Below are 23,957 nucleotides of genomic sequence, written 5' to 3' on the forward strand. Positions count from 1 at the left end.
TCAGCTCTCCTGGGTGACGAGCTGGCGGCGACCGAGCCACGCCAACTGCTCGGCGATCTGCTCCGCACCCGGCTGGGGCATGTCCCGCACGATCCGACCGTCGGCCAGGACCATCACCCGGTCGGCGTACGAGGCCGCCACCGGATCGTGGGTCACCATGATGACCGTCTGCTGCGCGTCGTCGACCACCGACCGCAGCAGGGCCAGCACGTCGGCGGCGGTCTGGGTGTCCAGCGCGCCGGTCGGTTCGTCACAGAAGATCACCTCGGGGCGCATCGCGAGCGCCCGGGCGATCGCCACCCGCTGCTGCTGCCCGCCGGACAACTCGGCCGGGCGGTGGTGCAACCGGTCGCCGAGCCCGACCCGCTCGACCACCTGACGCAGCCAGGCGGCGTCCGGGCGTACCCCGGACAGCCGCAGCGGCAGGTGGATGTTCTCCTCGACGGTCAGCGCGCCGATCAGATTGAAGGCCTGGAAGACGAAGCCGATCCGGCTGCGCCGCAGCTTGGTCAGCTTCGTCTCCGACAGCCGCGACAGCTCCTGGCCGCCGATCCACACCTGCCCGGAGGAGGGCCGGTCCAGGCCGGCTGCGGTCTGCAGCAGAGTGCTCTTGCCGGAACCGGACGGCCCCATCACCGCAGTGAACGTGCCGCGGTGGAACTCCGCGTCGACGCCGGCGAGCGCGGTGACGGCCTGCGGTCCGGAACCATACGTACGGGCGAGCTGTATCACGCGGACCGCCGGGTCGGCGGGGCGTCCAACGCGGACGGACATCTGGACCAACCTCTCCATGTCGTCAGAGGACGATGACATGGAGAACGCTATGGTCAGATGGGTTGCCGGACGATCTAGCGTGCTGGCCAACCGGGGTACAGCAGGCTGTACCAATCGCGCGGCGCTGGCATCACCAACTGCGGCGCTGGGCGTCCTCGAGGTAGCGCAGCACCGCCGTCACCCGCCGGTCGGCGCGGTCGTCCGGGGCGAGACCGAGCTTCCCGAAGATGCTGCGGATGTGCTTGTGCACGGCCCCGTCGGTGACGAACAGCCGTTGCGCGATCGCCCCGTTGCCGAGCCCTTCAGCCATCAGGGCAAGCACGTCGCGTTCCCGGGCGCTGAGCCGGCTCAGGGTGCTGTCGGGACGACTGCGGGCGAACAACTGGCCGACCACCTCCGGGTCGATCGCCGTACCGCCTTCGGCGACCCGGTGCAGTGCGGTGAGGAACTCCTCGACCCGGCCGACCCGCTCCTTCAGCAGGTAGCCGAGCCGGACCGCGCCGCCGGCGAGCAGGTCGGTGGCGAACGCCTGCTCGACGTACGCCGACAGGACCAGCACCGCGAGGTCGGGTCGACGACGCCGGGCCTCGACGGCGGCCACGATGCCCTCGTCGGTGTGGGTGGGCGGCATCCGGACGTCGACGATCGCGACGTCCGGCCGGAACTCGTCGACGGCGGCCAGGAAGGTCGTCGGTGCGTCGGTGGTGGCGACCACGTCGAGCCCCTCGGCCCGCAGCAGCAGCGACAGACCTTCCCGCAGCAGGGCGTCGTCCTCGGCGATCACGATCCGCATGGCAGCTCCACGAGTAGGGTCGTCGGCCCACCGGGTGGGCTGGTCAGAGTGAACCGGCCGTCGTGGCCCTGCACCCGCCGCCGGATGCCGCCGATGCCCGAGCCGTGGCCCTCGTCGGCACCGCCCCGGCCGTCGTCGACGACCGACACGTACAGCCGGTCGATACTGCGCCGCACGGTGACCGCCGCCGAGGCGGCACCACTGTGCCGGGCGACGTTTGTCAACGCCTCCGCGACCACGAAATACGCCGTCGCCTCGACCGACGCGGCGCATCGGCCCGGGACGTCGACCTCCACCGTGCACGGCACCCCGCAGCCGGCGGCCAGTCCGTCGAGCGCGGCGGCGAGCCCACGGTCGTCGAGCACCGGGGGCAGAATCCCGCGTACGACGCTGCGCAGCTCCGCGAGGGCCAGTTCAGCCGAGTCGTGCGCGCGGTCCAGGATCTCCACCGCCCGCGCCGGATTGCGGAGCATCGCCCGCCGCGCGGCACCCAGCAGCACGGTGACCGCGACCAGCCGGTTCTGCGCCCCGTCGTGCAGGGACCGCTCGATGCGCCGCAGCTCGACGGCGTGCGCGTCCAGCGCGGCCGCCCGGGTGGCGGTCAGCTCGGCGATCCGCAGCGACATGTCGACGTCGCGCGGGGGTGCCAGCAACCGTCGCCCCGGCAGCGCCTGCAGCCCGGCCAGCGGCGGGTTGAGCGCCACGGTCGCGGCGAGCCAGCCGACCCCGATCAACCCCACCAGCAGCGCGTCGGGGAGCCCGTCGATCCGCCAGTCGATGAACCCCGGACCGCCCGCCTCCGGCGGCAGCACCCAGTAGTAGAGCGGAAACAGCAGGTTCTGCACGGCGGAGATCGGCAGCGACAACCCGAGCACACCCAGCCCGAACCCGACGGTGCCGTGGATGCCCACGAACGCGCACTCACGCCGAAACCACGGGTCGCGCAGGACGTCGCGCAGGCTCGTGGGGACCGCCGGCGGCAGGGGCAGATCGCGGTCCCATCGCGACAGCCGGGCCCGCTCCCGGTTGGCGGCGAGCCGGACCGCCTTCGCCGCCGACGGGACCATCGCCAGGCCGACGCCGACCACGCTGGCGAGCGCCACCAGGACCAGGAGCAGTACGGCCGCCAGCGCCAGGATCGACGTGCCGAGGCCGCCGACGAGGTGTTCGACGGCGTCGACAGACATTCGTAGGCGGCGACGCAGGTGTCGCCGCGCCGCCCGCCAGAGCTGCGGGCCCAGTCGTCCCGCAGCGGCCGAAGCGCCAGCGGCGTCCCTGCGCGGCATCCCGTACCTCCCGGCAGAGACCATAGCGACGCAAGGTCGGCTCCGGCGTGCCGCGGCCCAGAAAGTACAGCCTGCTGTACCAGTCCTGTGGGTGCCCTTGAGACTTGCAGCTGACGCATGGGTCAGGGTTTACGGTCGCGCTCCACCGACCGAGCAAGGAGCGTCACGTGCCTTCACTGCCCTCCATCCATCGTCAGGTTCAGTTGCTCACGACTCCGGACGGCCTGCCGCGCCCGGAAGACTTCACCATCGTTGAGGTCCCGGTGCCACCCCGCTCGTCCGGCGAGGTTCTGGTCCGCAACCGTGCCTTCCTGGTCTCCGCGGCCCTGCTCCGGACCCTCATCGGCGCGGCCGCGGCGGGACTGCCCGGTCCGCGACCAGGCGATCCGCTGCCCGGCGCCGCGATCGGCGAGGTCGTCGCCGCCCCCGACTCCAGCGGCCTGCGTCCGGGCGAGTTGGTCGGGCACGACCTCGGCTGGCGCGAGTACGCGGTCGTCCCGGTCGACCAGTGCCGGCGGCTCGGAGACTCGCTACCGGATCCGCTGGCTCACCTGTCGCAGGGCTGGACCGCGTACGCGGCGCTGACCCGCACCGCCGCCGTTCGTGCCGGCGACACGGTGCTCATCACCGGCGCCGCCGGTGCCGTCGGTTCCCTCGCCAGCCAGATCGCCCGTCGTCTCGGCGCGGCCAGAGTCATCGGTACCACCGGCTCACCGGCGAAGGCCCGCGTCCTGACCACCGAACTCGGCTACGACGCGGTCGTCGTACGCGGAGCGGAACCGATCGCCACGCAGCTCGCCGACGCCGCTCCGGACGGCATCGACGTGGCGCTCGACACCGTCGGCGGCGAACAGCTTCAGGCTGCGGTGCAAGCCGCCCGGCCCCACGCCCGCATCGTCCTGATCGGCGCGTTGTCGGCGCAACTCGCCGCCGAGGGCGCTGGCACGACCGCGCCGCTGGAACTGGACCTCGCGCCCATCGTGCTCAAGCGAACCAGCATGCGCGGGTTCAACGCCGCCGACCACCCCGACGCGCTCGCCGAATGGACGCAGCGGTTCGGCGACTGGCTACAGGCTGGCAGCATCCGATTTCCGCATACCCGCATCCATGGAATCGACCGGGCCGCCCGAGCGTTCCAGGAGGTCGTCGAGGGACGGCATGTCGGCGCTGTCCTCGTAGCGCTCTGACACTCGGGAGGCACGATGCGTATCGGTGACGCCGCAGCGGCAGCGGGAACCACACCGCGGGCGTTACGCTTCTACGAACAGCGGGGACTGCTGGCACCACCGATACGCACCCGCACCGGGCAACGGACCTACAGCAATGCCGACGTGGCCCGAGTGAAGATCATCCGCGAGTTGCTGTCGCTCGGCCTGACCGTTGACGACATCGCCACGCTCAGCGCCCATCTTCATCTGCTCGACGGCGACACTCTGCCCGAACACACCGTGCCCGACCACATCCGGCTGCCACAGGCGAGTGAAATGTTCCGCCGCCGGCTGGAGATCATCGATGGGCACATCACCCGACTGACCCGACTGCGGCAACTGCTGTCCGTCTGCCACGCTCAGTTGGCCGAGAAAGCGCCGCCTGCGACGGCAGACACCCTCGGTCGGACCAGTGACGGCCGCGCTCCGGGGCGGGCTGGGACGATTCGGTGATCCGCCGGGACGGGTGCTCACCGGCGGCCCCCGAGAAGGGCGTGGGTGACCACGCCGACGACGGCGATGGTCGCGGCGCAGGCAGCGGCCGAGGCGGTGGCGGCCGGCTGCAGCATCCAGGTCAGGATCTCCTGGTACAGGTGCCCGCTCGCCGGCCCGGACAGGATCACCGCGAGTGTCCACCCGACCGGGAGAAGCCAGGCCCACTGCGCACCCCAGACTGCTCCGACGGCGAGGAGCCCACCGAGCCCGGTGGTGTTCCTGATCATCAGCGCCGCCGTCGCCAGCGGTTCACCGGTCAGCGCCGGCGCCGCGGCGATGAGCGTCGCGGTGGCCATCACCGCCAGGATGTGCGCGGCGCGGCGCGGCGGCCACGGCAGGGACGCCGTCCGCTCCAACGCGGGATCGGCGCCGGTGAGCCCGGGCCCGAACGCGACGATGGCGACGAGCGTCGACAACAACGCGACCGCGAGCCTGAGTCGCGGCTCCTCGGCCGTCTGGCCCAGCCCCCACAACACGAGTACGCCGGCCGCCGCCGCCCCGGCGGCGGCCGGGACGCCCCGGCACCGCAGGTACAACGTGAGCCACCTCATGGGTGGTCACCGACCAGAAGGTCGAGCAGATTCACCTCGGTGCAGGCCAGCGCCGCCCTCCGCAGCGCGGCGACGCGGTCCCGCTGCTCCGCCGCCGGAAACGCGCGAAGTGTCTGCCACGTCTGACCTGCCGCGTCGCCGTCCGGGCCGTCCGGTGGCGCGCTGTCGGCCAGCCAGGCGGCCGCGGCCAGCCGCGCGACGCGGTTCGCCCGGGCCGCGTCGGGTTTTCCGATGGTGTACGCACACGGCCGGGTGCCCGCCCCGTCGAGGAGACGCCACCGCAACTCGTCGGGGGTTGCCTTCACGCCACCCCAGGGCGCGAGCTCGAGTTCCACGAGCAGCACATCCCTCGGTCGCGGGGTCGGCTGGTTCTCGTACCAGGATTCGGGTGTTTCGTGGACCGAGGTCGGTGCCTGCGGGAGCTTCGCCGACATCGTCGCGAGCGCCTGCCGCGCCGGATCCCGCAGCTCCGCCAGAGCGCTGGCGTGAACCCGGGTGACACACACCTCGGGCCCCGGTCCGGCGGTGCAGACCAGCGCGACCGCCGCCGCATCGGGCACCGGCAGCCGCTGCCGGCCGTCGGGAAGTACCGCCAGGGCCACCACGGCCGCCACCACGGCGGGCAGGGCCGCCACCATCCGGGCGGTCCGGGTGGCGCAGAGGAAGCCGGCGAGCGCGCTCGCTGCCAGGCCGACCAGCCAGACAGTGTGGGCGACGCTGACTCTGCCCAGCACCGTCACGAAGTCGCCCCAGAACCCGAACGGTGACGGCGTCAGCAGATGAACGATCTTCGGCACGTGGGCGTACCCCCGGTCGGTGATCGCGACGAGCGCCACGGTGGCACCCACGACGGCGGTGACGGGTGGGGTAAGGCGGAACGGGGCGAGCGCCCCGACGGTCATGCCCAGCCAGACGCCGGACACCATCCACAGCACACCGACACCGGCTATCACGATGGACTGCCCCGGCAGATAGCTCGCATACGCCGCGACCTGGACCGCGCCGCCGACATACATCAGGACGTAGCCGGCGGCCCCGGCGAGCGCCATCGCCGTGGCTGCCGGCAGCACCCGCTGCCACCGCGGACGGGCGGTCGCCGCGACCAGTTCCTCGGTGCGGCAGCGGCGGTCGCGGCCGGCCTGCCACGCGCCCAGGCCCAGCGCCATGGGCCAGAGGATGAACAGATACTCCCGCTGCCAGAGCGCCAGCAGCATCCAGCGTCCCCCCCAACCGTCCAGCGCGACATAGAGCAGGGCGGTGCCGACCAGCGCGGCACCCAGGGCCGTCCAGGGCGCCACCGACCGATGGATCTCGATGCGCAGGATCCGGCCGGTCATGCGGTGCGCTCCCCCGCCGCGCGGTGCCGGCGCAACAGCTCGGTGTACCCGCGTTCGGCCGAACTGTCGCCCACTCCCTCGCGGCCCAGTTCCACCAGATCAGCCGGACCACCGTGGAACACCAGCCGACCGGCATCCATCAGCACCACGTTCGTGCAGGCAGCGACCACGTCCTCCACCAGGTGGGTGGAGACGACGACACAGGTGTGCTCGCCCAGCTCGCGCAGCAGCGAGCGGAAGGCCAGCCGCTGCTCGGGATCGAGACCTACCGTGGGCTCGTCCAGCAGCAGGATCTCCGGATCGTTGACGATCGCCTGCGCGATGCCGGCTCGCCGCACCATCCCACCGGAAAGCGTCTTCATGCGTGAGTCGCCACGCTCGGCCAGGCCCACACGTTCCAACGCACGCTGCACCGCGTCCGGGATGTCGTGCGCCGGCACCTCCTTCAGCCAGGCAAGGTATTCGACGAACTCCCGTACCGTGAACCGGCCGTAGAACCCGAATTCCTGCGGAAGGTAGCCGATCGACCGGCGCAACGTCCGCAGGTCGGATCGTGCGTGCACGGGGTGACCGAGTAGTTCGAGCACGCCGCCGGCTGGGCGCGACACGGTCGCGAGCGCCCGCATCAGCGTCGTCTTGCCGGCTCCGTTGGGCCCGAGCAGCCCGTGCACACCGTTGCCCATCGACAGGTCGAGGCCATCGACGGCCAGGCGTCTGCCCGCTCGCACCCGAAGCTCCACCGCCCGGATCGCCCACGCGTATGTCGTCGGCGCCAGGAGGGCGGCACTGATCCCTTTCCTCATTCCGTACCTTCTTCTCATCGGAGCTCCGCGTAACCACTGCGACGAGGCAGGAGGACGAGAGCCACCACCACGGTCAGCGCCGCCCACCCCGGCAGGGCGGCCTCGCTCAGCAGTACCGGCAGCCGGGCGGTGACGATGCTCGGCCCGACGACCACCGTGGCCCAGAGCAACGCCAGGCCCCACGCCGCCCTCGGCAGACCGACCACCTTGCCGAGCGCCAGCGCACCCGCCGTGAACGCCAGGCAGGGCATCAACCAGCGCGCCGGGGATGCGCCGACCATCCAACCGGCCACCGTCAGCACCGGGATCACCACCACGAGCACGACCAGGGTTCGTCGCAGCACCATCCCGAGGCCGGCCCGGGCGGTCGCGACGACCAGTTCGTGGGCCGGATCGAGCCGCCCGGTCCAGGCGGTGGCGACCCCGAGGAGCGGCGCGACCGGCGCCAGGAGCACCACCAGCGACGGCGGTGTCGCGCCCCGGCCGGCGACCGCCAGGTCGAACCCGAGCGCGACCAGCACCACCAGCACCGTCGTCACGAGCCAGGGAACGAGCACCGGCGTCACCCACCGGGCGGACCGCGCAGGTAGCCACCGGCGCCGGACAGTCACCGGCTCGGCGGCGGACATCGCAGCTTCCACCTTCACCCAGACGGTGGCCAGCAGCGCCATCGAATCACCGTCGCTGGCGTCCGCCAGCCGGCTCCGGCAGTCGGCACACTGCTCCAGGTGTGTCTCCATCGCCCACAGGACGTCCGCTGCGATGCCCGGATCACCGGCGGCATAGCGGCCCAATGCCCGGACCGGGATGTGTGCGTTCACGACAACGCCTCCCGCAGTGCCAGTCGCGCACGACGGGCGCGAGTCTTCACGGTTCCCTCCGGAAGGCCGAGCATGAGCGCGGTCTCCCGGACCGAAAGTCCGTCCAACACCAGGGCGTGCAGCACCTGACGCAGCTCCGGTGCCAGCCGGCGCAGCGCATCACCCATGTCGTCGCCGATCGCGCCGGCCAACACCACGTCCTCCGCCGCCGGCGAGTCCTCCAGGGCCAGCGGCAGCGGCACCGCCTGGGCATCCCTCGCGCGTCGCCGAAATCCGTCGACGAGCCGCCGCGCGGCGATCGACCACAGCCAGCCGACCGCGCTACCGGCACTCATACCCGCGTAGGAGTCGGCGGCCCGCCACACCGCGAGATACGTCTCCTGGATGACATCAGCGATCAGGTCGTCGTCCGCGCAGCGACGGCGGAGACGATAGAGCAACCACGGAGACGTCCGGCGGTACAGTTCGTCGAACGCCGCACCGTCGCCACGCGCGATCCGCCGCAGCAACTCCCCTTCGTCTTGCCTCACGTCCATACAGACGCCGACCACCAAGATCAGGTTCTCGTCGCCGACGATTTCACGACTCGGCTGCTGGTAAGCCAGGCGGCGTGCCGGCGGCCCGATCTTTGCGGTCTGTGGATTCGCAGTCGAGGCCCCCGCACCAGCGACAACCCGGGGATGGACCTTCGCGTTGCAGGGCTGGCGTCATTGTTCAAGACGTCCGGTCGCTGCCGGCATAGCCTTCCGCGAAACAGTTTGGGAGATGGGACGAGGAGCCGGTGGACGAGTTCGCGAGCGCGGTCCTGATCGCAGCGGTGCGGCGCGCGCTCGCCGAGGAGGCGATCGCGGTCCCGGCGTACCCGTCGGGTGGTGCGCTGATGCCGCTCGATGCGAAACGCCGGCTCCTGGCCGGCATAGCGCAGGCCCACGGACTGCTGCCACTGCTGCGCGTGGGCCTGTTCCTGCCGCGGCTGCCGCCGGATCCGGCCCTGTTGGCGCTCGCGGCAGCCAGGACCCCCGACGACCTCTTCGCGCGGTGGGGCCGGCTGGAGCGTTTCACCCACTCGCGCCACCGGGTCGTGGTGCGCGAGGCGGGCCCGTCCCACCTCGTCGCCGAGCACGTCGGGCCGCCCGGAGCGCCGCCCGAGCCCGCCGAGGACGCGCTGATCCTCGGCGTGCTGACAGCGTTGCTGGCGGCGATCGGTGCGCGCGGGGTAACGGTCGCGCTCGATTCACGCCGGGTGCTGGTCGTGTACGCCGACGGGGTCTTCACGGCCCCACCGCCCGGTCACGCCACTGCGGTCTGGCACTTCGCATGGTCGTCGCTTGCGCCGACGGCAAGGGCGGATCGGCCGCTCACCGGAACCGACGTGGCAGCCCGTGCCCGGCGTCTGCTCGCCGGCAACCTCGCCCACCGCTGGACGTTGGGTGCCCTGGCCGCCGAGCTGGGCATGGCGCCACGCAGCCTGCAACGCCGGCTGCAGGCCGAGGGCGGCTTCGCCGTGCTGCTCGCCGCCGCGCGCGCCGAGGCCGCCGCCGACCTCTTGATGAACGCCGGACACTCGCTCGGCGTGGTCGGTTTCGCCTGTGGCTACGCCGACCAACCGCACTTCACCCGCGAGTTCCGACGCCGGACCGCCATGACGCCCGCAGCGTACCGGACGGCCTTCGCCCGCCCGACCTCCCAGCCTCACCTCGGCAACCGGGACCACCAACTGGCGCGAGTAAAGGAGGCGGGGCGATGAACCTCGCAGGCAGAACGATTCTTGTCACAGGCGGCGCCAGGGGCATCGGCCGAGAGCTCACTCGGCAACTGGTCGAACGTGGAGCACAGGTGGTGGCTGTCGGACGCGACTACGGCCAGCTCGCCGCGCTGGAGGCCGAGCACCGCGGCCGCGTCCACCCCTGGACGGTCGACCTGGCAAACCCCGACGCGGTCGATGCCTTCATCGGCGAGGTCACCGACCGGCACCCCGCTCTCTCAGTGGTGATCAACAATGCCGGTGTGCAGACACTCACCGACTTCCTCGGCGCCGACCCGCATTCCCTGCGGCCGGCCGTGCGTCGCGAGGTCGCCGTCAATCTCGACGCCGTCATCGCGCTGTCCACCGGCCTGTTGCCACACCTGCGCCGGCAGCCCTCCGCAGCGATCGTGAACGTCTCCACCGGGCTGGCACTGGCACCCAAACAATCGGCACCGGTGTACTGCGCGACCAAGGCGGGTGTGCGCACCTTCACCCGTGCGCTTCGCTACCAGTGCCAGGACGCAGCCCCGGACGTACGGGTGATCGATGCAGTCATGGCCCTCGTCGACACCGATATGACGCACGGGCGTGGCCGCGGCAAGATCAGCGCCAGTCAGGCGGCGGCTGCGGTCCTCGACGGCATGCGCCGCGGCGGCGACGAGATCTACGTCGGTAGGACAAAGCTCCTACGCACGATCATGCGGCTCTCACCCACGCTCGGCTACCGCGTCCTACGCAACGGCTGACCGGCCGCCGGACCCGCTAGGCGACCGGCCAGCCCATCGCCTCCCCCGCTGGCGAGCCCTGCAACGCCCTACCGCTGACCGCCCCGACCAGTCCTTGCCGGCTGCCGGTAAGGCGTCACGGGTGGGCTTGATCCTCGCTTTCATGAGACGCCTCACCCCCTGCAGAGCGTCCTAGGACATCAGCCTCTCAAGGCTCCATGGCGCGCGTCGAACGTTCGGTGTCGATCGTGGCGAGTCTCGCGCGTACCTTGGCTGCCCGTTGCTCCAGCCGGGTTTGCACGTGCGGGCCGTGCGCGGTGGAGGCGGTTCGCGCTGCCGTGCTGCCCGTGTCTTCTCGGCTGGACGGGCGGCTGCCCACAATCCTGCAACAAACCTGCACATCGCTGGGCTTGTCATGCCGGCAAGCGCTTTCCTAGCCTGGCATTACATCGATGTTTCGCTCTATAGCCAGGCTGATGACATGACCCTGTAGCCATCCTGCGGTGTCGGGCTGTGCAGGAGACGCCTTGCACCGTGCTCACTCCCCGAGGAGACGAACAGTGAGAACTACCGTGCGACAAAGGCTGCTCGCCGGCGGCACCGCCGTGGCCGCCGCAGCCGCCGTTGCCTCAGCGCTGCCGGTGTCCCGAGCGTCCGGCTCGGCCGACGGATTCGCCGCCGCATCGGTGAGCGCCAACGCGACGAACCTCAGTCTCGGGGCCGGCGCCGACGGCTCCAGCAAGGCCAGCGGCACCAGCTACGGCAACGTGATCGACGGCGACATGGGCAGCTACTGGTCGCCGACCGGCACGACCGGTCGCATCTCCGTCAAGTGGGGCACCGCCACCACCGTGGCGTCGGTGAACATCCGGGAGGCGGCCGGCGCGGTAGGTGTCGTCGGCTCCTGGCGACTCGTCAACAACGACACCGGCGCCACCCTGGCCAGTGGCGCCGGGGCCGGGGTCATCAACTTCCCCGCCACCTCGCTGAGAAAGATCAACTTCGAGATCACCGGCGCAAGCGGCACGCCGAGGATCGCCGAGTTCGAGACGTACGCCTCAGGTGCCACGCCCGGGCCGACGACCCCGCCGCCGACGACCGGGCCGACCACCCCGCCACCGAGCACGCCCCCACCGACCAGCCCGCCCCCGCCGTCGAGCGGCACGCTGTACGTGGCGCCGACCGGCACCGACAGCGCGGCCGGCACGCTTGCGAACCCGACGACGCTCACTTCCGCGATCACCCGGATTCCCACCGGCGGAACGATCTTCCTGCGCGGCGGCACCTACCGCTACTCGCAGACCATCACCATCGCCCAGGGCAACAACGGCACGTCGAGCGCACGCAAGAACATCTTCGCGTACGCGGGTGAGACCCCGATCCTGAACTTCTCGGCGCAGAGCGAGGACCCGGCCAACCGGGGCCTGGCGGTGGGCGGATCGTACTGGCACATCCGCGGCATCATCGTCGAGCGGGCCGGCGACAACGGCATCCTGCTGGCCGGCAACAACAACATCATCGAGCGTACGATCACCCGCCACAACCGGGACTCAGGGCTGCAACTTTCGCGGCTGATCGCAAACGCGCCCCGCGACCAGTGGCCCTCCAACAACCTCGTGGTGAGCACTGTGTCGCACGACAACGTCGACTCCGACGGCGAGGATGCCGACGGTTTCGCCCCGAAGCTGACCGTCGGTCCCGGCAACGTCTTCCGTTACACGGTGGCACACAACAACATCGACGACGGCTACGACCTCTACACCAAGAGCGACACCGGGGCCATCGGCGCGGTGACCATCGAGTCCTCCCTCGCCTACCACAACGGCACCTTGAGCAACGGCGGCCAGGCCGGCAACGGCGACCGCAACGGATTCAAGCTCGGCGGCGAGGACATCGCGGTGAACCACACCATCCGCGGCAACATCGCCTACGCCAACGGCAAGCACGGGTTCACCTACAACCGCAACCCCGGCACGATGACGGTGTCGAACAACGCCAACATCGGCAACGCCGAGCGCAACTTCAACTTCGACGGCGGCTCCTCGGTGTTCCGAAACAACACCTCGTGCAACGGCGGCTCGAACGACCGGATCATCGGCAACTCCGACAGCTCGAACCAGTTCTGGTCCGGCACCAACGGAACCCGGTGTTCGTCGTACACCGGCGCTCTGGGCTGGTCCTTCGCCTCCGACGGTCGGCTGGTCGTGACCTTCGGCGGCCGAGTGGTCACTCCGTAACGAGCGCGGCCGACGCCGGCGTCACCGCCGAGGCGACGCCGGCATCGGCTCTGGTCCACCGGGGACTTACAGCCGTCCGTAGACCGGGTGCGCCCCGCCGTCGGTTTCTCCCGACGCGCGGGCGACGCCCGCCGCCGGGTACGGACACGAGGCGGAACTCCCGTGGCCCCGGCGGCGGATCAGTGACAGAGGACGCTTCGTACTGATGGTCCGGCGCGACGGCAACGACTGCTGCACCGACGAAGGTCAGCGTCAGCCGACCGTCTTCGCCTGGGAGGGAACCGTTCCTGCAGGCTGAGGAGATGTCAGGCGTCGTACCTGAAGTGTGCCGGCGGACCGCTCTCCGGGCAGGCGCGGCGGGGCGTCTGCGCACACTCGATCCAGTGGTCGCCGCCTGGGGGTACCTGGTAGGTCCGGGGTCCGGGCGCTGCGGTCGTGACAAAGCTCCGACCCCGGTTGGTCACCTCGACCCGCTTTCGTTTCCCAGCGACCACCAGGTCGAGTTCGATAGTCCACTCCACCGTGCCGGTGGTGAACGCGGTCAGGTCGAACACCTCGGTCTCGCCCTTGGCGAGGGTGAACCCGAACAGTGGCCTGCGCCCCTCGATCAGGGTGCGGTAGCGTGCGGCCGGCTGGGGAGCGTCCAGGTCCATCTCGACGTCCCGTGGTTCGACGGCTCCCTGCTGGCCGCCGCAGCGCAGTTGCACACCGGCCGGTTCCGGAGTTTGGCTGCGCCGGATCACGCGAGCACGCAGGTTGTCGATGAGCACCCCCTGATCGCTGGCGCCCTGCACGACGACGCGCACCCGGCTCACCTTGTGATCGACAGCGCCGAGGGCGCGCGCCCAGTCGATCAGCGTCGCGCAGCCCACCGGTGGATCATCGGGGGGCCGGACGTCCTTCGGCAGCACCATGGCGAACTCAGCAGTGCCCCAGGTGTCCACGGTGGCCGGATTCGCCACGACGTGTACCGCGACGACCTGCGGGTCCAGATGGTCAACCCACCTGGGTACATAGATGCCCGCGACGGCGCCGAGGAGGGCGGCTACCGCAGTGCCCAGCACGAACCACCAGGCCCGATGTAACGATCCCAGCACCCGGCGCAGCCGCGGTAGCGGCTGATCGCCACCCGGTTTGTCCTGGGCCGCTGTCGGACGCCCACCCCGGACTGCCTTCTTCCGGTCCCGACCGCTGTTGCCGCGCCGCCGTTTCGGTTTGCCACCGCTCACGACCCAGGCCCCTGCCACGAACCCGCCAGTTTGCCGTCCGGGACCGACCACACGTGGCCGTGTTCCGGGCCGGCCAGCAGCCAGCCGCCGTCTTCGGTGAACTCCATCTCGGCGGGGTTCACTGCCGGTTTGGCGCCAAGTGGCACGGCCGGCACCTTCCAGTGTCCAACCTCTTGGGGAGGGCCCGGGTCCCAGAGCACTACTTCGTCGTTCAGAGTCAGGAATGCCACGTGCCGAGCCTGCCGGTCCACTGTGCTGGTCAGCGTGCTACCGCAGGCGCAGAGCCGCCACTGGAATGTCTGCTCGTATGGTGCCCAGACCAGGAAGCCTTCTTGACCCGCGATCACCACCCGCTTTCCGCCGTTGACCACGGCCAGCCCAGCCACATACAAGATGGCACGCGGATCACTCGGAACCTCGATGCTCGACGGAAGCGGCGAAACGATCTCGCGACGACTGTGCAGATCGTGGAGCCAGTAGCGACTGTTGTTCCGTTCATCGAACAGTTCGACCACCAGATGGCCGCTGTCGGCCGAGAAGCGCAACCTGCCGGCGCGCGGCTGGGGTGCGCCGTCCGGCCGCTCTACCTCCTCCGGCAGGGGCAGCGCCGTGGGGTTCTTCGTGGTGAAGTCGTAGAGGACCACCGAGTCCGGTAGTCCGACCGCGAGGTATCGCCCGTCGGGAGAGAAGTCCATCTTGATCCGGGCGTCTTCGGCGCCGGTGCCGAACCGGTCGAACTCGGCACCGTCGGCGGTGGAGACGACCACCCAGTCACCGGCCAGCCGAGCCTGATACTTGCCGTCCCGGGTGAGCTGGGCGCCGGCGAGACTCCGACGGGCCAGGTCGAACTCAGGACCGGGCGGTGCCGCAGCGCTGACCATCGGCTCGACGATCTGATCGGTGCCGTCCAGTCGGGTCGGCTCCGGCTCAGTGGTGCAACCGGCAAGCAGCAGACTCACCAGTCCGGCGAGCATGGCCCTCGTTGACCAGGCTCGCGCCGGCGCCTGGCAGGCCGACGGCGCCGCGCCCGGGAAATGACGCCGGCCTGACGGCGCGCCGGCCCGCTCGGACAGCCGGAGCGGTAGGCGCGGGTCGTGCATCGCCGCCGTTTGCCACCGCACCAGATCGCCTCCAGTGATCCACTATGGCCACTCGTCGTGCCCGAGCATTCTATCCTTTGGCGGCGATTCGCCCGCATGACGGAATACAGTTCGCTGCTCGATGGTGTACGTGGCGAGCAGCGCACCCTTGGCGCCGTCGCGGTCCTGCCACAAGGCGGCCAGGACCCGGACGATGACCAGCAGGCCAGAGCATCGGTGACGATGAACCGCTTGCGGCCGTTGAATTTCTTCCCGCGCGCGACGACCGACCACGAGAGGCAGCCGATGGATCCGGCCGAAGCCACCGCCGGGGCGGCCCGTGCTGCGGATCACCCGCGAACAGGACACCACCCCGGCCAGCGGCACGTCTTCGTCAGCCGGTGAAAGGCTCAAGGACGAAGCGGCCCCACGCGATGAAGGCTGCAAGCAGAAGATAGACCAAGTTCAGCATTACCAACTTGGGCTGACCAAAGCGGCCATGGGTGATCATCGCGCCGACCATGAGCAAGATCCAGCAGACGGCGGTCACCGGCACCATGAACGGCGCGATGTCGAGCACGGCGGGCAGGATCAGGCCAACCGCAGCCAGGAGTTCGAGGACCCCGAGAGTCTTGACGAAGACGACGCTGGCGTGTCCGGTCCACTCCCCGCCACTATGCGCAGCCAGTTTCTCCTTGGGTACGAATGTCTTGCTGATGCCGCCGGCTAGGGCGACTGCTGCCAGCAGTCCGGCAGCAATCCAAAGAGCCAGGTTCATCCGGTTTCTCCTTGCTGGGTGCAGATGGCGCAGATGCCCTGGAAGCGTCCAGCACGATGGATGGGGATCGCCGATGCGTGACCAAGAGGGCAGGCCCTCCATTCGTTTCCAGGGGTTCAGCCTCAAGACACCGCGTGCCTGATCCTTCTGACGAGGTGTGAGGCAGACAACTGCACCGGCGTGGGCGCCAACACGCACCATCAACGCCACCCACGAACCACGATCCAGCCGGGTCGATCTCAGAGCGCGGTGCCGCCCGAAGCGTCGATGACCTGACCGGTCACCCAGCGCCCCTCGTCGGAGGCGAGGAAGGCGATGATGCTGGCCACGTCGTCCGCCTCGCCCAGCCGACCGAGGGCGACGCGCGCCGTCTGCTGCGCCGCGAGTCCCGGATTGTCGACCAGGTATCGGCTGTTGCGGGTCATGACAATGCCGGGTGACACCGAGTTGACGGTGATCCCGCGCGGGCCCAAATCCAGCGCCATGTTGTGGCTGAACCACTCTCTGCTTGAACAGGACTGCGCATCAGCGGTCCCGGCCCGCCAGCTCAAGCACGGGTACCCGGGAGACCCGGAACGCGGGCCACGCCGCGGCGACGACTCCGGCTGCGACCGCAACGGCGAGCGTCACTGCGAGGCGGGACCACGGTACGACGACGGATGGGATCTCCGTGCCACCGGTGACGTCGATCAGCGCCCAGCCGAGAACGACTGCGACGGCGATACCGATCGATGCTGCCACGAACGACAGGAGTGCCACCTCGAGCCGCACGATTCGACGCAGCTCGCGGCGAGTCGCGCCGACCGCTCGCAGCAGCCCGAGCTCTCCAGAGCGTTCGTTGATCGCGAGCGCCGTGGTGTTGGCGACTCCGAGGAGCGCGATGAAGCTAGCGAGGAGGAGCATTCCGTCGATGAAGTTCCGAAACGCGGCGATTTCGCTCCCGCTGTTGTCGACGTGTTCTGCCCGGGTCTCGAGGAACGATCCGGGCGTGGCTCGGACCAGGGCCCGCACCGCTTCCTCGGCGTCCGCGACCACTCCGTCGGCGAGGTCGACGAACAACAGAGCGTCGAGCAAACGACCGACCGAGTCGTCGAGCGTCGCACGGTCGACGAAGTACAAAGGGGCTTCGAAACCGCCGGTGCTCCTCGCCACCACGGCAACGATCGGCGCCTCAAGTGTCGAGCGTTCGAACTCGATCGCGAGGGTGCCGCCCAGCAGCGTCGGGTCGTCGCCGACCACGGCCACGCCCCCCTCGCTCAGCTCGGCGAGGTCGCCGGCGATCGGGTCGAGGTCGAACATGGTGGGCAGTGCTGTCGGGTCGATGCCGCCGATCGCCTCGGCCTTACCTGCCACGATCCCTTCGGCGACCGACAGCGCAGCGACTGCGTCGACGTCGGGCAGCGCCGCGATCCGGCCGGCCAGGGTGGGATCGATCGTCGGGAAGTCGGCGGTCGCCGACGTGACCACCAGGTCGGCCTGCAGTCCTTTACGAACGTCCGTCCCGACTGCGCTCGTCAGCGAGCTCGCGAAGATCGCGAACATCGTCACCATCGCGGTGCCGAGCATGAGCGCGAGCGCCGTTGACGCCGATCGGCGGGGGCTGGCAGCCAGGTTGCCCGCTGCGATCGAGCCACACACACCGGCGGCGCGGCGGGCCACCTGAGCGCTCCCACGTGCTGCGGCGGTCACGATCGCCGGACCGCAGAGCACGAGCGCCGGGACGATTGCAGCGATGAACATGACCCACGTCGCGCTCGAGCGCACCACAGCCACAGTTCCTCCAGCGATCGCCGCCGCGGCGAGCACGAGCCCGCTCGCAGTTCGCGCCGGGCTCACGATCCGGGGTTCCGCCGCGCTCTCGCGTAGCGCCTCGATCGGCGGTGTCGCCGCCGCGCGGCGAGCCGGGATCCATGCCGAGAGAATCGTTGCGCCGATTCCGACGGTCGCGGCGACCGCGATCGAGGTCGTGCTCACGATCGACGGCCCGGTGAGCAACGTGACCCCGGCGAGCCCGACGAGCCAGCGCAGCGCGCCCACTCCCGCGACCCCGCACACGAGGCCGGCGAGCGTGGCGATCGTCCCGACGAGGGCCGCCTCGATCACCACTCCGCCAAGCACTTGGCGTCGTTCCGCACCGATCGCACGTAGCAGCCCCGATTCCCGCCGGCGGCGGGCGACGGTGAGCGCGAACGTGTTGAAGATGATCGTCACACCGATCAACACCGCGACCACGGCGAATGCCAGGAGGAACACGGTCAGGAACTGCAGCGGTGACGTCGCGGCGTCCTGCATCGTCCGGACGTGGTCGGACCTGTCGATGACCTCGGCATCAGTCAGCGCTGACAATCGGTCGAGCACCTCGGCGCGGTCAGCGCCCTCCGCGATGTCGACGAGCACCTCCGTCGGCGCTGCGGTGTCGAGCCAGGCGGACACCGCTCCGTCGGGCAACAACACCGTTCGCTGCAGCGGTGCCGCGTCCGCCGACGCGAACGTCGCGACACCGGTGATGGTCGCGTCGTGCATCCCCGTCGTGGTCAGGACCTGTACGACGTCACCCGGAGCCAAGCGTGCGTCATCGGCGAGCGATCGGTCGATCACAATATCTCCGACCTCGATCGGTGGTCGCCCGCTCGTGAGCCGGAACGGATTGAGCGCCGAGTCGGCAACCCAGTTGCGACCGACGTCGCTCGCCGTGCCCGTTCCGACTGACGATCCGTCGACGACCAGCTTCGCGAAGCCGATCCATTGCGAGGCGGCGCCGTCGACGCCATCGACCGTAGCCACGCGTTCGGTGATGTCGGGATCCAGTGCGCGCCGAACCGACCTTTCCGGATCTCCCGGCCCTCCGCCGGGCGCGCCGAGGACGACGCCCTGCACCACGGCATCCGTCCCGGCCAACGCTTCGGCGATGTCACCGGCTGCTCGGCCGCGCATCGAGTCGGACAGCACCAGCGTCGCGACGAGGAACGCCACCGACAGCATGATCGCCGTGCCCGTCAGCACGAACCTACCCCGACTCGCGAGCACGCTTCGAGCCGCACTCCGCATCATCTGGCTCATCGCCCCAGGCCCTTCATGACGTCGATCACCGAATCGGCCGACGGGTGATCCATCACGTCGTGCACTCGGCCGTCTACGACGAACACGACGTGGTCCGCCCAGGCAGCGGCGTTGGGATCGTGCGTGACCATCACGATCGACTGGTGATGCAGATCGACTGCTGATCGCAGGAATCCGAGGATCTCCTGTCCGGACCGGGTGTCGAGGTTGCCGGTGGGCTCGTCGGCGAAGACCACCTGCGGCTGGGCGACCAGCGCCCGGGCGACGGCAACTCGCTGTTGCTGGCCACCCGAGAGCTCCGCCGGCCGATGATGCATCCGATCACCCAGGCGCAGCAGCGACACGACCTGATCGAGCACTGCGACACTCGGCCGGCGCCCCGACAACGTCATCGGCAGGCAGATGTTCTCCTCGGCCGTGAGCGTCGCCACGAGATTGAATGCCTGGAACACGAACCCGATCCGTTCTCGGCGCAGCCTGGTCAACTCGCGATCGTTGAGCGTCGACAGATCGGTGTCGCCGACGAATGCGCGGCCTGACGTCAGTTGATCCAGCCCGGCGGCACAATGCATCATCGTCGACTTTCCCGAACCCGACGGGCCCATCACGGCCGTGAACTTCCCCGCCGGGAACGCGATGGTGACATCGTCGAGCGCGACGACGGCCGACCGGTCGGAGCCGTATCGCTTGACGGCGCCGACGAGCATGGCCGCAGCGTCATCAGCGTTGGCTGGCAGCGGGCTGCCGGGCTGCCGATCGACGACCGTGGAACCTGGACGTGACGACACGAGACCTCCGATGGGTGGTTGGTCAGGGACGGCACCCACCGGCCTGCCAACCGACCGGCTGGCGCTTGCCCGGGCGGCGCTGGGTTGACTGCCATCACCAGCCCCCTACTGCGGGTTACGTCGCTGTCTGAGGCCTAGTGGTACCGAGCGAACCTGAGGCGACCGTTAATGCGGCGCTCAGGCCGGGTGGCCGGACCAGTTGCCCAGCGCCACGCACAAGTTGGTGGCGGAGGGAGAGATCACCCCGGTCCGCCCCGACATGTGGGAGTACGACGTCGGCGGCACGTGCCCCGTACGTCACTGGTTCTAACAGTCGTCTCAGGTTCGCTCGGTATGAAAGTAGGCATCGCCGGGCGACGCGGCTCTCGGCCCCGCCGGCATGACCGAACGCGCCGCGCCCTCCGGCGGCACGGTCAGCTCCGGCCCGCACCGGACGGCGGCTGCTTCGTGCACGCGACCCGGAAAGGCGGCCATTCATGATCACTGTGCTCGTGGTGGAGACCCGGCCGCTGCAACGCTTCGGGTTTCGCATGCTGCTGGAGAACACCCCCGACATCGAGATCGTCGGCGAGGTCGAGAACTGTGCCGAGGCCGTTCGATGGACCATCGAGCTGCATCCCGACGTGGTCCTGATGAACATCCGTATGCCGGACGGCGACGGGATCGAGGCCACCCGGCGCATCGTCGCCGCCGGCGGACGTTCGCGGATCCTGGTGCTGACGCTCGACGTGGACCGGAACGCGCTCGCCGCGCTGCGGGCCGGGGCGAGCGGTTTCCTGCTCAAGGACACCCGCCCGGATGAGCTGCTCGCCGGCATCCGGGCCGTCGCCGCCGGGGACGCGGTGATCGCGCCGGCGCTGACTCGGCGGCTGCTCGACGCGTTCGCCGACCGAATCGACGATGAACTCCGCGGGCCCGTGCAGCGGCAGGATCCCCGGCTGGACTCCCTCACCGAACGCGAGCGCGAGGTCTTCGTCGCCATCGGCCACGGCCTCACCAACGGCGAGATCGCGCAACGGTTCACGCTGTCGGAGTCGACCGTGAAGACCCACGTCGGGCGGGTCCTAGCCAAGATTGGCGCGCGAGACCGGATCCAGGCCGTCACCCTCGCCTACGACCTGAGACTCGCCCGCCCGGTTTGACGCTTCATCTCGCGCGTCCGTCGGAAGCGCGACCGTAGTTCCCAGCCGCGCTGCTCCGGGCCGATCCGCTCCGCGTGATCGACAGTTCCGCTGCCGGATCAGCCTGCAGCCGCTCACGTCACCGCCCGTCCCACCGCCACGACGCCGTACGCGTATGAGTTCAGTGCGGACGTGTGTGAGCTCGGAGCTGTTCGGCTTGTGACCTCAGTGAACTCACACACGTTCGACGCTTCGTCAGGGCTCGCGTGGGGAGACCACCATGATGCCGATGCACATCTCGTCGCTGGTACCGTCGCCCCACACCACGTAGCGCGGTGGCAGCTTCTTCAGCTGCGGCACTAGTTTCCGCAGCCCCGCGTCATGCGTACAGGTCACCCGCAGCGTGTCCCCCGGACCGATCTCCACCGGCGACGGCAGCCTCATCAGCCGCTGGTTGTCGAAGTCGAACTGCGGCACATCCAGCACCACCCTGGCCTTCGGCGTGCCCGGGTTGAGTTCGACCTTCAAGGCCCGCCCGAGCATGTGCATGTGGCCGAAACCGGCGAACAACGTCATCGGCGCCTCCACCTTGTGATCGCAGGTCTGGATGTCACCGGGCTTCGGCACGCCGCCCTGGTTGCACTCCTCCACCTGACGGTCTGCCATCTCGCCAACCTCCGCCCCGAAACGCTTCGTCACGTCCGCGATCGAGGCCGCCCGGTCACACAGCGGACCCGATTCGTCGGCGGCGCAGGGCAGGTCGACCGGCGCGTCGAGCGACCACGTCTCGAGTTCCCGGGTCTGCGGCGTACCGTCCGTCAGCCGCAGCCGCACCGCCGAGCGGTCCGACCCGACCGGCTTGCCGCCGGTCGCGAGCAGGTTGTAGTGGATCTGGAGCACGAGCAGGCTGCCCGGCTCCAGCTTGTAGCCGGCGTCCTGGCTGAGCAGCGTCTCCGTGGCGCCAGGTGCCCAGGTGTCCACCCACGCCGCGTCCCCTTCTTCTACCTCAGCGCCGGCCACGCCGGTCCCGCCGAAACACTGCCACCCGAGGCCGGGGGTCTTCGCGTCGTGCTCGCGCACCGCGGCCGCGCCGCCCGGCGGCACCGCGTACACGATGGCGTGGTGCGCGATGGCGACGTTCTCCGGCATGAACTGGGTCCCGGTCAGGAACGCCGTCGCGGTCAGGCCCGGATCGAGCACCTGGCACCGGTACTCGTCCGAGCCGCCCCCCTCCGGCGGCGCAGGCGTGTAGGCCTCGGCCATCTTCAGGCCGACGAACCGCTCGCCAGCGCGCAGCGGCTGCGAGGGAGCTGACGACCCGCCCGCGTGCGCGCTGTGCGAGCCGGCCTCAGCGGGCGCCGCACCGTTGTCGGCGTCCGACCCGCAGGCGACGGCAGCGAGCGCCGTCGCCAGCGCCATGGTGGCCGCACCAACCCTCCTCAGTGGACTTTCAAGCTTCGTCATAGCCTCCAAGCTAGGCCCGATTCCGCCCTGTTTCGTCGTACTGCGGTCGTCATCCTCCGCAGTGAGGCGGTACCACGGTGCCACTTCACCTCACCGCCCGGACGTCTATTAATCGTCGCCTCAGATTCGCTCGGTACGAATTCGCATCGGATAAGCGATGCAGCTCGTACCTGGAGGCGATTGATGGCGATCGACGCGGCGCCATGCGGGAAAGCGCCGCCCGGTCGGCTGGCCGACCGGTGGGCGCCGCTGCTGGTCGTCGCGATCGGGCTCGGGTTCGGGCTGCTGGTGCTCCTTGTCCGGCTGCACCTGGAGCCGGTGACGAGCGTTGACCAAGCTGTTGCCCGGGAGCTCAACGAGGTCGTGTCGCCCCGGTCGTACCTGGTGGACGCGCTCAACGGGATAACCCGGCTGGGCGGGCGGCCGGTCATGCTCTGGCTCGTCGGCGTCGCCGCGCTGCTGCTGATGCGCCGGCGGGTCCGCCTCGCCGTCTACCTGCTGGCCACCACCGCCGGCGCGCTGCTGCTCGACCCGTCGGTGAAGTCGCTGGTCGGCCGGTTGCGCCCGGTGGTCGAGACACCGGTAGCGATCGGGCTCGGCAACAGCTTCCCGAGCGGGCACGCGCTCGGGTCGATGGTGGTCTACGGCGCGCTGCTGCTCGTGTTCCTGCCCGCGGTGCGCTACCGGAAGCTGTTCACGGCGGCCGTCGCGATGCTCGTGGTCGCGATCGGGGTGACCCGGATCGCGCTCGGCGTGCACTATCTGACCGACGTGCTGGCCGGCTGGCTGCTCGGCGCGCTGTGGCTGAGCGTCACGGCGTACGCGTTCCGGCTGTGGCGGCGCGAGACGGGGCACCCGGTGCCGCTCGACGACGGCCTGGAGCCGGAGGCCGTCGAGGCGATCGAACCGGCGCCGGACTCCGGCCGACCTGTTCCGTACCGGTGGGTCAAGGCCACCGAGATCCTGACCGGCTGGGTGTTCACGTTCGGCATCCTGTACGTCGTCGGCTACCTGGTGAAGAACCACACCGAGGGCACCTGGCTGGGACGTGTCGACGACGGCGTGGTCCGGTGGCTGCAGACGTCGCGCACGCCCACCCTGGACGACGTGAGCTGGGTGTGGAGCAAGGCCGGCGACATCCGCGCCATCCTGGCCATATCGCTGGTGTTCTGCCTGATCGCGTTGGCCGTGTGGCGGCAGTGGCGACCGGTGGTGTTCGTGGTGCTCACCATGGTCGGCGAGCTCACCCTGTTCCGGTGCACCGCGGCCAGCGTCCAGCGGGACCGCCCGCCGGTGCCGCAGCTCGACAGCCCGATGCCCACGTCGTCGTTCCCCTCGGGGCACATCGCCGCGACGATGTGCATCTCGGTGGCGATCGCGGTCCTGATCATGGGCCGGGTGAGCAGCCGGTGGCGCTGGTTCGCCGTGGTGCTCGCGGTGGTCGTAACGGCCGGTGTCGCGCTGTCCCGGCTGTACCGCGGCATGCACCACCCGACCGACCTGCTCGGCGCCGCGATCCTGACCGCGCTCTGGGTCGGCCTGCTGTGGTGGGCGCTACGGCCGAACGCGCGGGCGGTGCCGGTCGAGTTGCGTACGTGAGCACCTGGTTCGGCCACCCGGGCTGAGCGCCGCATTAACGCTCGCCTCAGATTCGCTCGGTA

Annotated in this window: 23 protein-coding genes; 8 read left to right on the plus strand and 15 right to left on the minus strand. The window is 70.0% G+C overall.

Features of this window, described 5'->3' with window-relative positions; genetic code table 11:
- The 3 genes from Vse01_RS22000 to Vse01_RS22010 form a co-directional block, all read right to left on the minus strand.
- Entirely contained in the window at positions 1 to 774 is a 774-nt protein-coding gene (locus tag Vse01_RS22000; protein ID WP_093410981.1) for an ABC transporter ATP-binding protein, read from the minus strand.
- 130 nt (positions 775 to 904) lie between these two features.
- On the minus strand, positions 905 to 1,567 hold the full coding sequence (locus Vse01_RS22005) for a response regulator transcription factor (RefSeq protein WP_093410979.1): 663 nt from the start codon (positions 1,565 to 1,567) through the stop codon (positions 905 to 907).
- Positions 1,555 to 2,853 carry a sensor histidine kinase gene (locus Vse01_RS22010; protein WP_093410976.1) on the minus strand — a complete coding sequence of 433 codons (1,299 nt, stop codon included), beginning with the start codon at positions 2,851 to 2,853 and terminating at the stop codon, positions 1,555 to 1,557. The genes Vse01_RS22005 and Vse01_RS22010 overlap by 13 nt, the downstream gene beginning before the upstream one ends.
- Before the next feature lie 167 nt (positions 2,854 to 3,020).
- Between Vse01_RS22010 and Vse01_RS22015 the strand changes: the two genes are divergently transcribed.
- Positions 3,021 to 4,040 (plus strand): MDR family NADP-dependent oxidoreductase, encoded by a 1,020-nt coding sequence (locus Vse01_RS22015; RefSeq protein ID WP_093410973.1) that lies wholly within the window; start codon positions 3,021 to 3,023, stop codon positions 4,038 to 4,040.
- Positions 4,041 to 4,055: 15 nt separating this feature from the next.
- The gene (locus Vse01_RS22020; protein WP_093410971.1) at positions 4,056 to 4,514 is read left to right on the plus strand and encodes a MerR family transcriptional regulator; all 459 of its coding nucleotides are present in this window, start codon (positions 4,056 to 4,058) and stop codon (positions 4,512 to 4,514) included.
- Positions 4,515 to 4,531: 17 nt separating this feature from the next.
- Here Vse01_RS22020 and Vse01_RS22025 read toward each other — a convergent pair whose 3' ends face one another.
- Genes Vse01_RS22025 through Vse01_RS22045 form a run of 5 tightly spaced genes read right to left on the minus strand, consistent with a single transcriptional unit; the run spans position 4,532 to position 8,604 of the window.
- Positions 4,532 to 5,107, minus strand: a complete 576-nt coding sequence (locus Vse01_RS22025) for a hypothetical protein (RefSeq protein WP_093410969.1) — start codon at positions 5,105 to 5,107, stop codon at positions 4,532 to 4,534.
- The gene (locus tag Vse01_RS22030) at positions 5,104 to 6,444 is read right to left on the minus strand and encodes a hypothetical protein (protein ID WP_093410967.1); all 1,341 of its coding nucleotides are present in this window, start codon (positions 6,442 to 6,444) and stop codon (positions 5,104 to 5,106) included. The genes Vse01_RS22025 and Vse01_RS22030 overlap by 4 nt, the downstream gene beginning before the upstream one ends.
- Positions 6,441 to 7,247 carry an ABC transporter ATP-binding protein gene (locus Vse01_RS22035; RefSeq protein WP_093410965.1) on the minus strand — a complete coding sequence of 269 codons (807 nt, stop codon included), beginning with the start codon at positions 7,245 to 7,247 and terminating at the stop codon, positions 6,441 to 6,443. Before Vse01_RS22035 ends, Vse01_RS22030 begins: the two co-directional genes overlap by 4 nt.
- A 14-nt stretch (positions 7,248 to 7,261) precedes the next feature.
- A complete protein-coding gene (locus Vse01_RS22040) occupies positions 7,262 to 8,068 on the minus strand; it encodes a hypothetical protein (protein ID WP_093410962.1) in 807 nt (268 codons plus the stop codon).
- Positions 8,065 to 8,604 carry an RNA polymerase sigma factor gene (locus tag Vse01_RS22045; protein ID WP_093410959.1) on the minus strand — a complete coding sequence of 180 codons (540 nt, stop codon included), beginning with the start codon at positions 8,602 to 8,604 and terminating at the stop codon, positions 8,065 to 8,067. The genes Vse01_RS22040 and Vse01_RS22045 overlap by 4 nt, the downstream gene beginning before the upstream one ends.
- Positions 8,605 to 8,849: 245 nt before the next feature.
- Here Vse01_RS22045 and Vse01_RS22050 point away from each other — a divergent pair, with 245 nt between their 5' ends.
- The 3 genes from Vse01_RS22050 (at position 8,850) to Vse01_RS22060 (ending at position 12,777) form a co-directional block, all read left to right on the plus strand.
- The gene (locus Vse01_RS22050) at positions 8,850 to 9,815 is read left to right on the plus strand and encodes a helix-turn-helix transcriptional regulator (protein WP_093410957.1); all 966 of its coding nucleotides are present in this window, start codon (positions 8,850 to 8,852) and stop codon (positions 9,813 to 9,815) included.
- Positions 9,812 to 10,561: an SDR family oxidoreductase gene (locus Vse01_RS22055; protein WP_093410956.1), complete on the plus strand. Its 750-nt coding sequence runs from the start codon at positions 9,812 to 9,814 to the stop codon at positions 10,559 to 10,561. Before Vse01_RS22050 ends, Vse01_RS22055 begins: the two co-directional genes overlap by 4 nt.
- A gap of 539 nt (positions 10,562 to 11,100) precedes the next feature.
- On the plus strand, positions 11,101 to 12,777 hold the full coding sequence (locus Vse01_RS22060) for a right-handed parallel beta-helix repeat-containing protein (protein WP_232511469.1): 1,677 nt from the start codon (positions 11,101 to 11,103) through the stop codon (positions 12,775 to 12,777).
- Positions 12,778 to 13,082: 305 nt separating this feature from the next.
- On the opposite strand, the gene Vse01_RS22065 is transcribed toward Vse01_RS22060, so the two are convergent.
- Positions 13,083 to 14,006 carry a hypothetical protein gene (locus Vse01_RS22065; protein ID WP_139233253.1) on the minus strand — a complete coding sequence of 308 codons (924 nt, stop codon included), beginning with the start codon at positions 14,004 to 14,006 and terminating at the stop codon, positions 13,083 to 13,085.
- Entirely contained in the window at positions 14,003 to 14,980 is a 978-nt protein-coding gene (locus Vse01_RS22070) for a WD40 repeat domain-containing protein (protein ID WP_093410950.1), read from the minus strand. Before Vse01_RS22070 ends, Vse01_RS22065 begins: the two co-directional genes overlap by 4 nt.
- A 222-nt stretch (positions 14,981 to 15,202) precedes the next feature.
- On the opposite strand from Vse01_RS22070, the gene Vse01_RS22075 reads away from it, so the two are divergent.
- Positions 15,203 to 15,490, plus strand: a complete 288-nt coding sequence (locus tag Vse01_RS22075; protein ID WP_093410948.1) for a hypothetical protein — start codon at positions 15,203 to 15,205, stop codon at positions 15,488 to 15,490.
- Here the strand turns inward: Vse01_RS22075 and Vse01_RS22080 are convergent.
- The 4 genes from Vse01_RS22080 to Vse01_RS22095 form a co-directional block, all read right to left on the minus strand.
- Complete coding sequence (locus Vse01_RS22080) at positions 15,480 to 15,863, minus strand: DoxX family protein (protein WP_093410945.1); 384 nt, start codon at positions 15,861 to 15,863, stop codon at positions 15,480 to 15,482. The two genes, Vse01_RS22075 and Vse01_RS22080, sit on opposite strands and share 11 nt — an antisense overlap.
- Positions 15,864 to 16,102: 239 nt before the next feature.
- Positions 16,103 to 16,348 carry an SDR family NAD(P)-dependent oxidoreductase gene (locus tag Vse01_RS22085; RefSeq protein WP_093410943.1) on the minus strand — a complete coding sequence of 82 codons (246 nt, stop codon included), beginning with the start codon at positions 16,346 to 16,348 and terminating at the stop codon, positions 16,103 to 16,105.
- Between the two features lie 40 nt (positions 16,349 to 16,388).
- Positions 16,389 to 18,866 (minus strand): FtsX-like permease family protein, encoded by a 2,478-nt coding sequence (locus tag Vse01_RS22090; RefSeq protein ID WP_170863631.1) that lies wholly within the window; start codon positions 18,864 to 18,866, stop codon positions 16,389 to 16,391.
- Positions 18,867 to 18,919: 53 nt separating this feature from the next.
- The gene (locus tag Vse01_RS22095) at positions 18,920 to 19,630 is read right to left on the minus strand and encodes an ABC transporter ATP-binding protein (RefSeq protein WP_093410938.1); all 711 of its coding nucleotides are present in this window, start codon (positions 19,628 to 19,630) and stop codon (positions 18,920 to 18,922) included.
- Positions 19,631 to 20,187: 557 nt separating this feature from the next.
- Between Vse01_RS22095 and Vse01_RS22100 the strand changes: the two genes are divergently transcribed.
- Positions 20,188 to 20,853, plus strand: coding sequence for a response regulator (locus Vse01_RS22100; protein ID WP_093410935.1), 666 nt, complete (start codon positions 20,188 to 20,190; stop codon positions 20,851 to 20,853).
- A 234-nt stretch (positions 20,854 to 21,087) separates the two neighbouring features.
- Here the strand turns inward: Vse01_RS22100 and Vse01_RS22105 are convergent, their stop codons facing one another.
- A complete protein-coding gene (locus Vse01_RS22105) occupies positions 21,088 to 22,296 on the minus strand; it encodes a monooxygenase (protein WP_093410933.1) in 1,209 nt (402 codons plus the stop codon).
- A 183-nt stretch (positions 22,297 to 22,479) separates the two neighbouring features.
- Between Vse01_RS22105 and Vse01_RS22110 the strand changes: the two genes are divergently transcribed.
- Complete coding sequence (locus Vse01_RS22110) at positions 22,480 to 23,895, plus strand: phosphatase PAP2 family protein (protein WP_093410930.1); 1,416 nt, start codon at positions 22,480 to 22,482, stop codon at positions 23,893 to 23,895.
- The last annotated feature ends 62 nt before the right edge of the window (positions 23,896 to 23,957 follow it).

The organism is Micromonospora sediminimaris (assembly GCF_016863575.1).
GTDB lineage: Bacteria > Actinomycetota > Actinomycetes > Mycobacteriales > Micromonosporaceae > Micromonospora > Micromonospora sediminimaris.

What these genes read in the sequence shown, in the direction of transcription:
- Vse01_RS22030 (WP_093410967.1), bottom strand. Translation starts at nt 6,444, where the DNA reads ATGACCGGCCGGATCCTGCGCATCGAGATCCATCGGTCGGTGGCGCCC.
- Vse01_RS22075 (WP_093410948.1), top strand. Translation starts at nt 15,203, where the DNA reads ATGACGGAATACAGTTCGCTGCTCGATGGTGTACGTGGCGAGCAGCGC.
- Vse01_RS22000 (WP_093410981.1), bottom strand. Translation starts at nt 774, where the DNA reads ATGTCCGTCCGCGTTGGACGCCCCGCCGACCCGGCGGTCCGCGTGATA.
- Vse01_RS22105 (WP_093410933.1), bottom strand. Translation starts at nt 22,296, where the DNA reads ATGACGAAGCTTGAAAGTCCACTGAGGAGGGTTGGTGCGGCCACCATG.
- Vse01_RS22045 (WP_093410959.1), bottom strand. Translation starts at nt 8,604, where the DNA reads ATGGACGTGAGGCAAGACGAAGGGGAGTTGCTGCGGCGGATCGCGCGT.
- Vse01_RS22025 (WP_093410969.1), bottom strand. Translation starts at nt 5,107, where the DNA reads ATGAGGTGGCTCACGTTGTACCTGCGGTGCCGGGGCGTCCCGGCCGCC.
- Vse01_RS22095 (WP_093410938.1), bottom strand. Translation starts at nt 19,630, where the DNA reads ATGCTCGTCGGCGCCGTCAAGCGATACGGCTCCGACCGGTCGGCCGTC.
- Vse01_RS22055 (WP_093410956.1), top strand. Translation starts at nt 9,812, where the DNA reads ATGAACCTCGCAGGCAGAACGATTCTTGTCACAGGCGGCGCCAGGGGC.
- Vse01_RS22005 (WP_093410979.1), bottom strand. Translation starts at nt 1,567, where the DNA reads ATGCGGATCGTGATCGCCGAGGACGACGCCCTGCTGCGGGAAGGTCTG.
- Vse01_RS22010 (WP_093410976.1), bottom strand. Translation starts at nt 2,853, where the DNA reads ATGCCGCGCAGGGACGCCGCTGGCGCTTCGGCCGCTGCGGGACGACTG.
- Vse01_RS22020 (WP_093410971.1), top strand. Translation starts at nt 4,056, where the DNA reads ATGCGTATCGGTGACGCCGCAGCGGCAGCGGGAACCACACCGCGGGCG.
- Vse01_RS22070 (WP_093410950.1), bottom strand. Translation starts at nt 14,980, where the DNA reads ATGCTCGCCGGACTGGTGAGTCTGCTGCTTGCCGGTTGCACCACTGAG.
- Vse01_RS22110 (WP_093410930.1), top strand. Translation starts at nt 22,480, where the DNA reads ATGGCGATCGACGCGGCGCCATGCGGGAAAGCGCCGCCCGGTCGGCTG.
- Vse01_RS22080 (WP_093410945.1), bottom strand. Translation starts at nt 15,863, where the DNA reads ATGAACCTGGCTCTTTGGATTGCTGCCGGACTGCTGGCAGCAGTCGCC.
- Vse01_RS22100 (WP_093410935.1), top strand. Translation starts at nt 20,188, where the DNA reads ATGATCACTGTGCTCGTGGTGGAGACCCGGCCGCTGCAACGCTTCGGG.
- Vse01_RS22035 (WP_093410965.1), bottom strand. Translation starts at nt 7,247, where the DNA reads ATGAGGAAAGGGATCAGTGCCGCCCTCCTGGCGCCGACGACATACGCG.
- Vse01_RS22085 (WP_093410943.1), bottom strand. Translation starts at nt 16,348, where the DNA reads ATGGCGCTGGATTTGGGCCCGCGCGGGATCACCGTCAACTCGGTGTCA.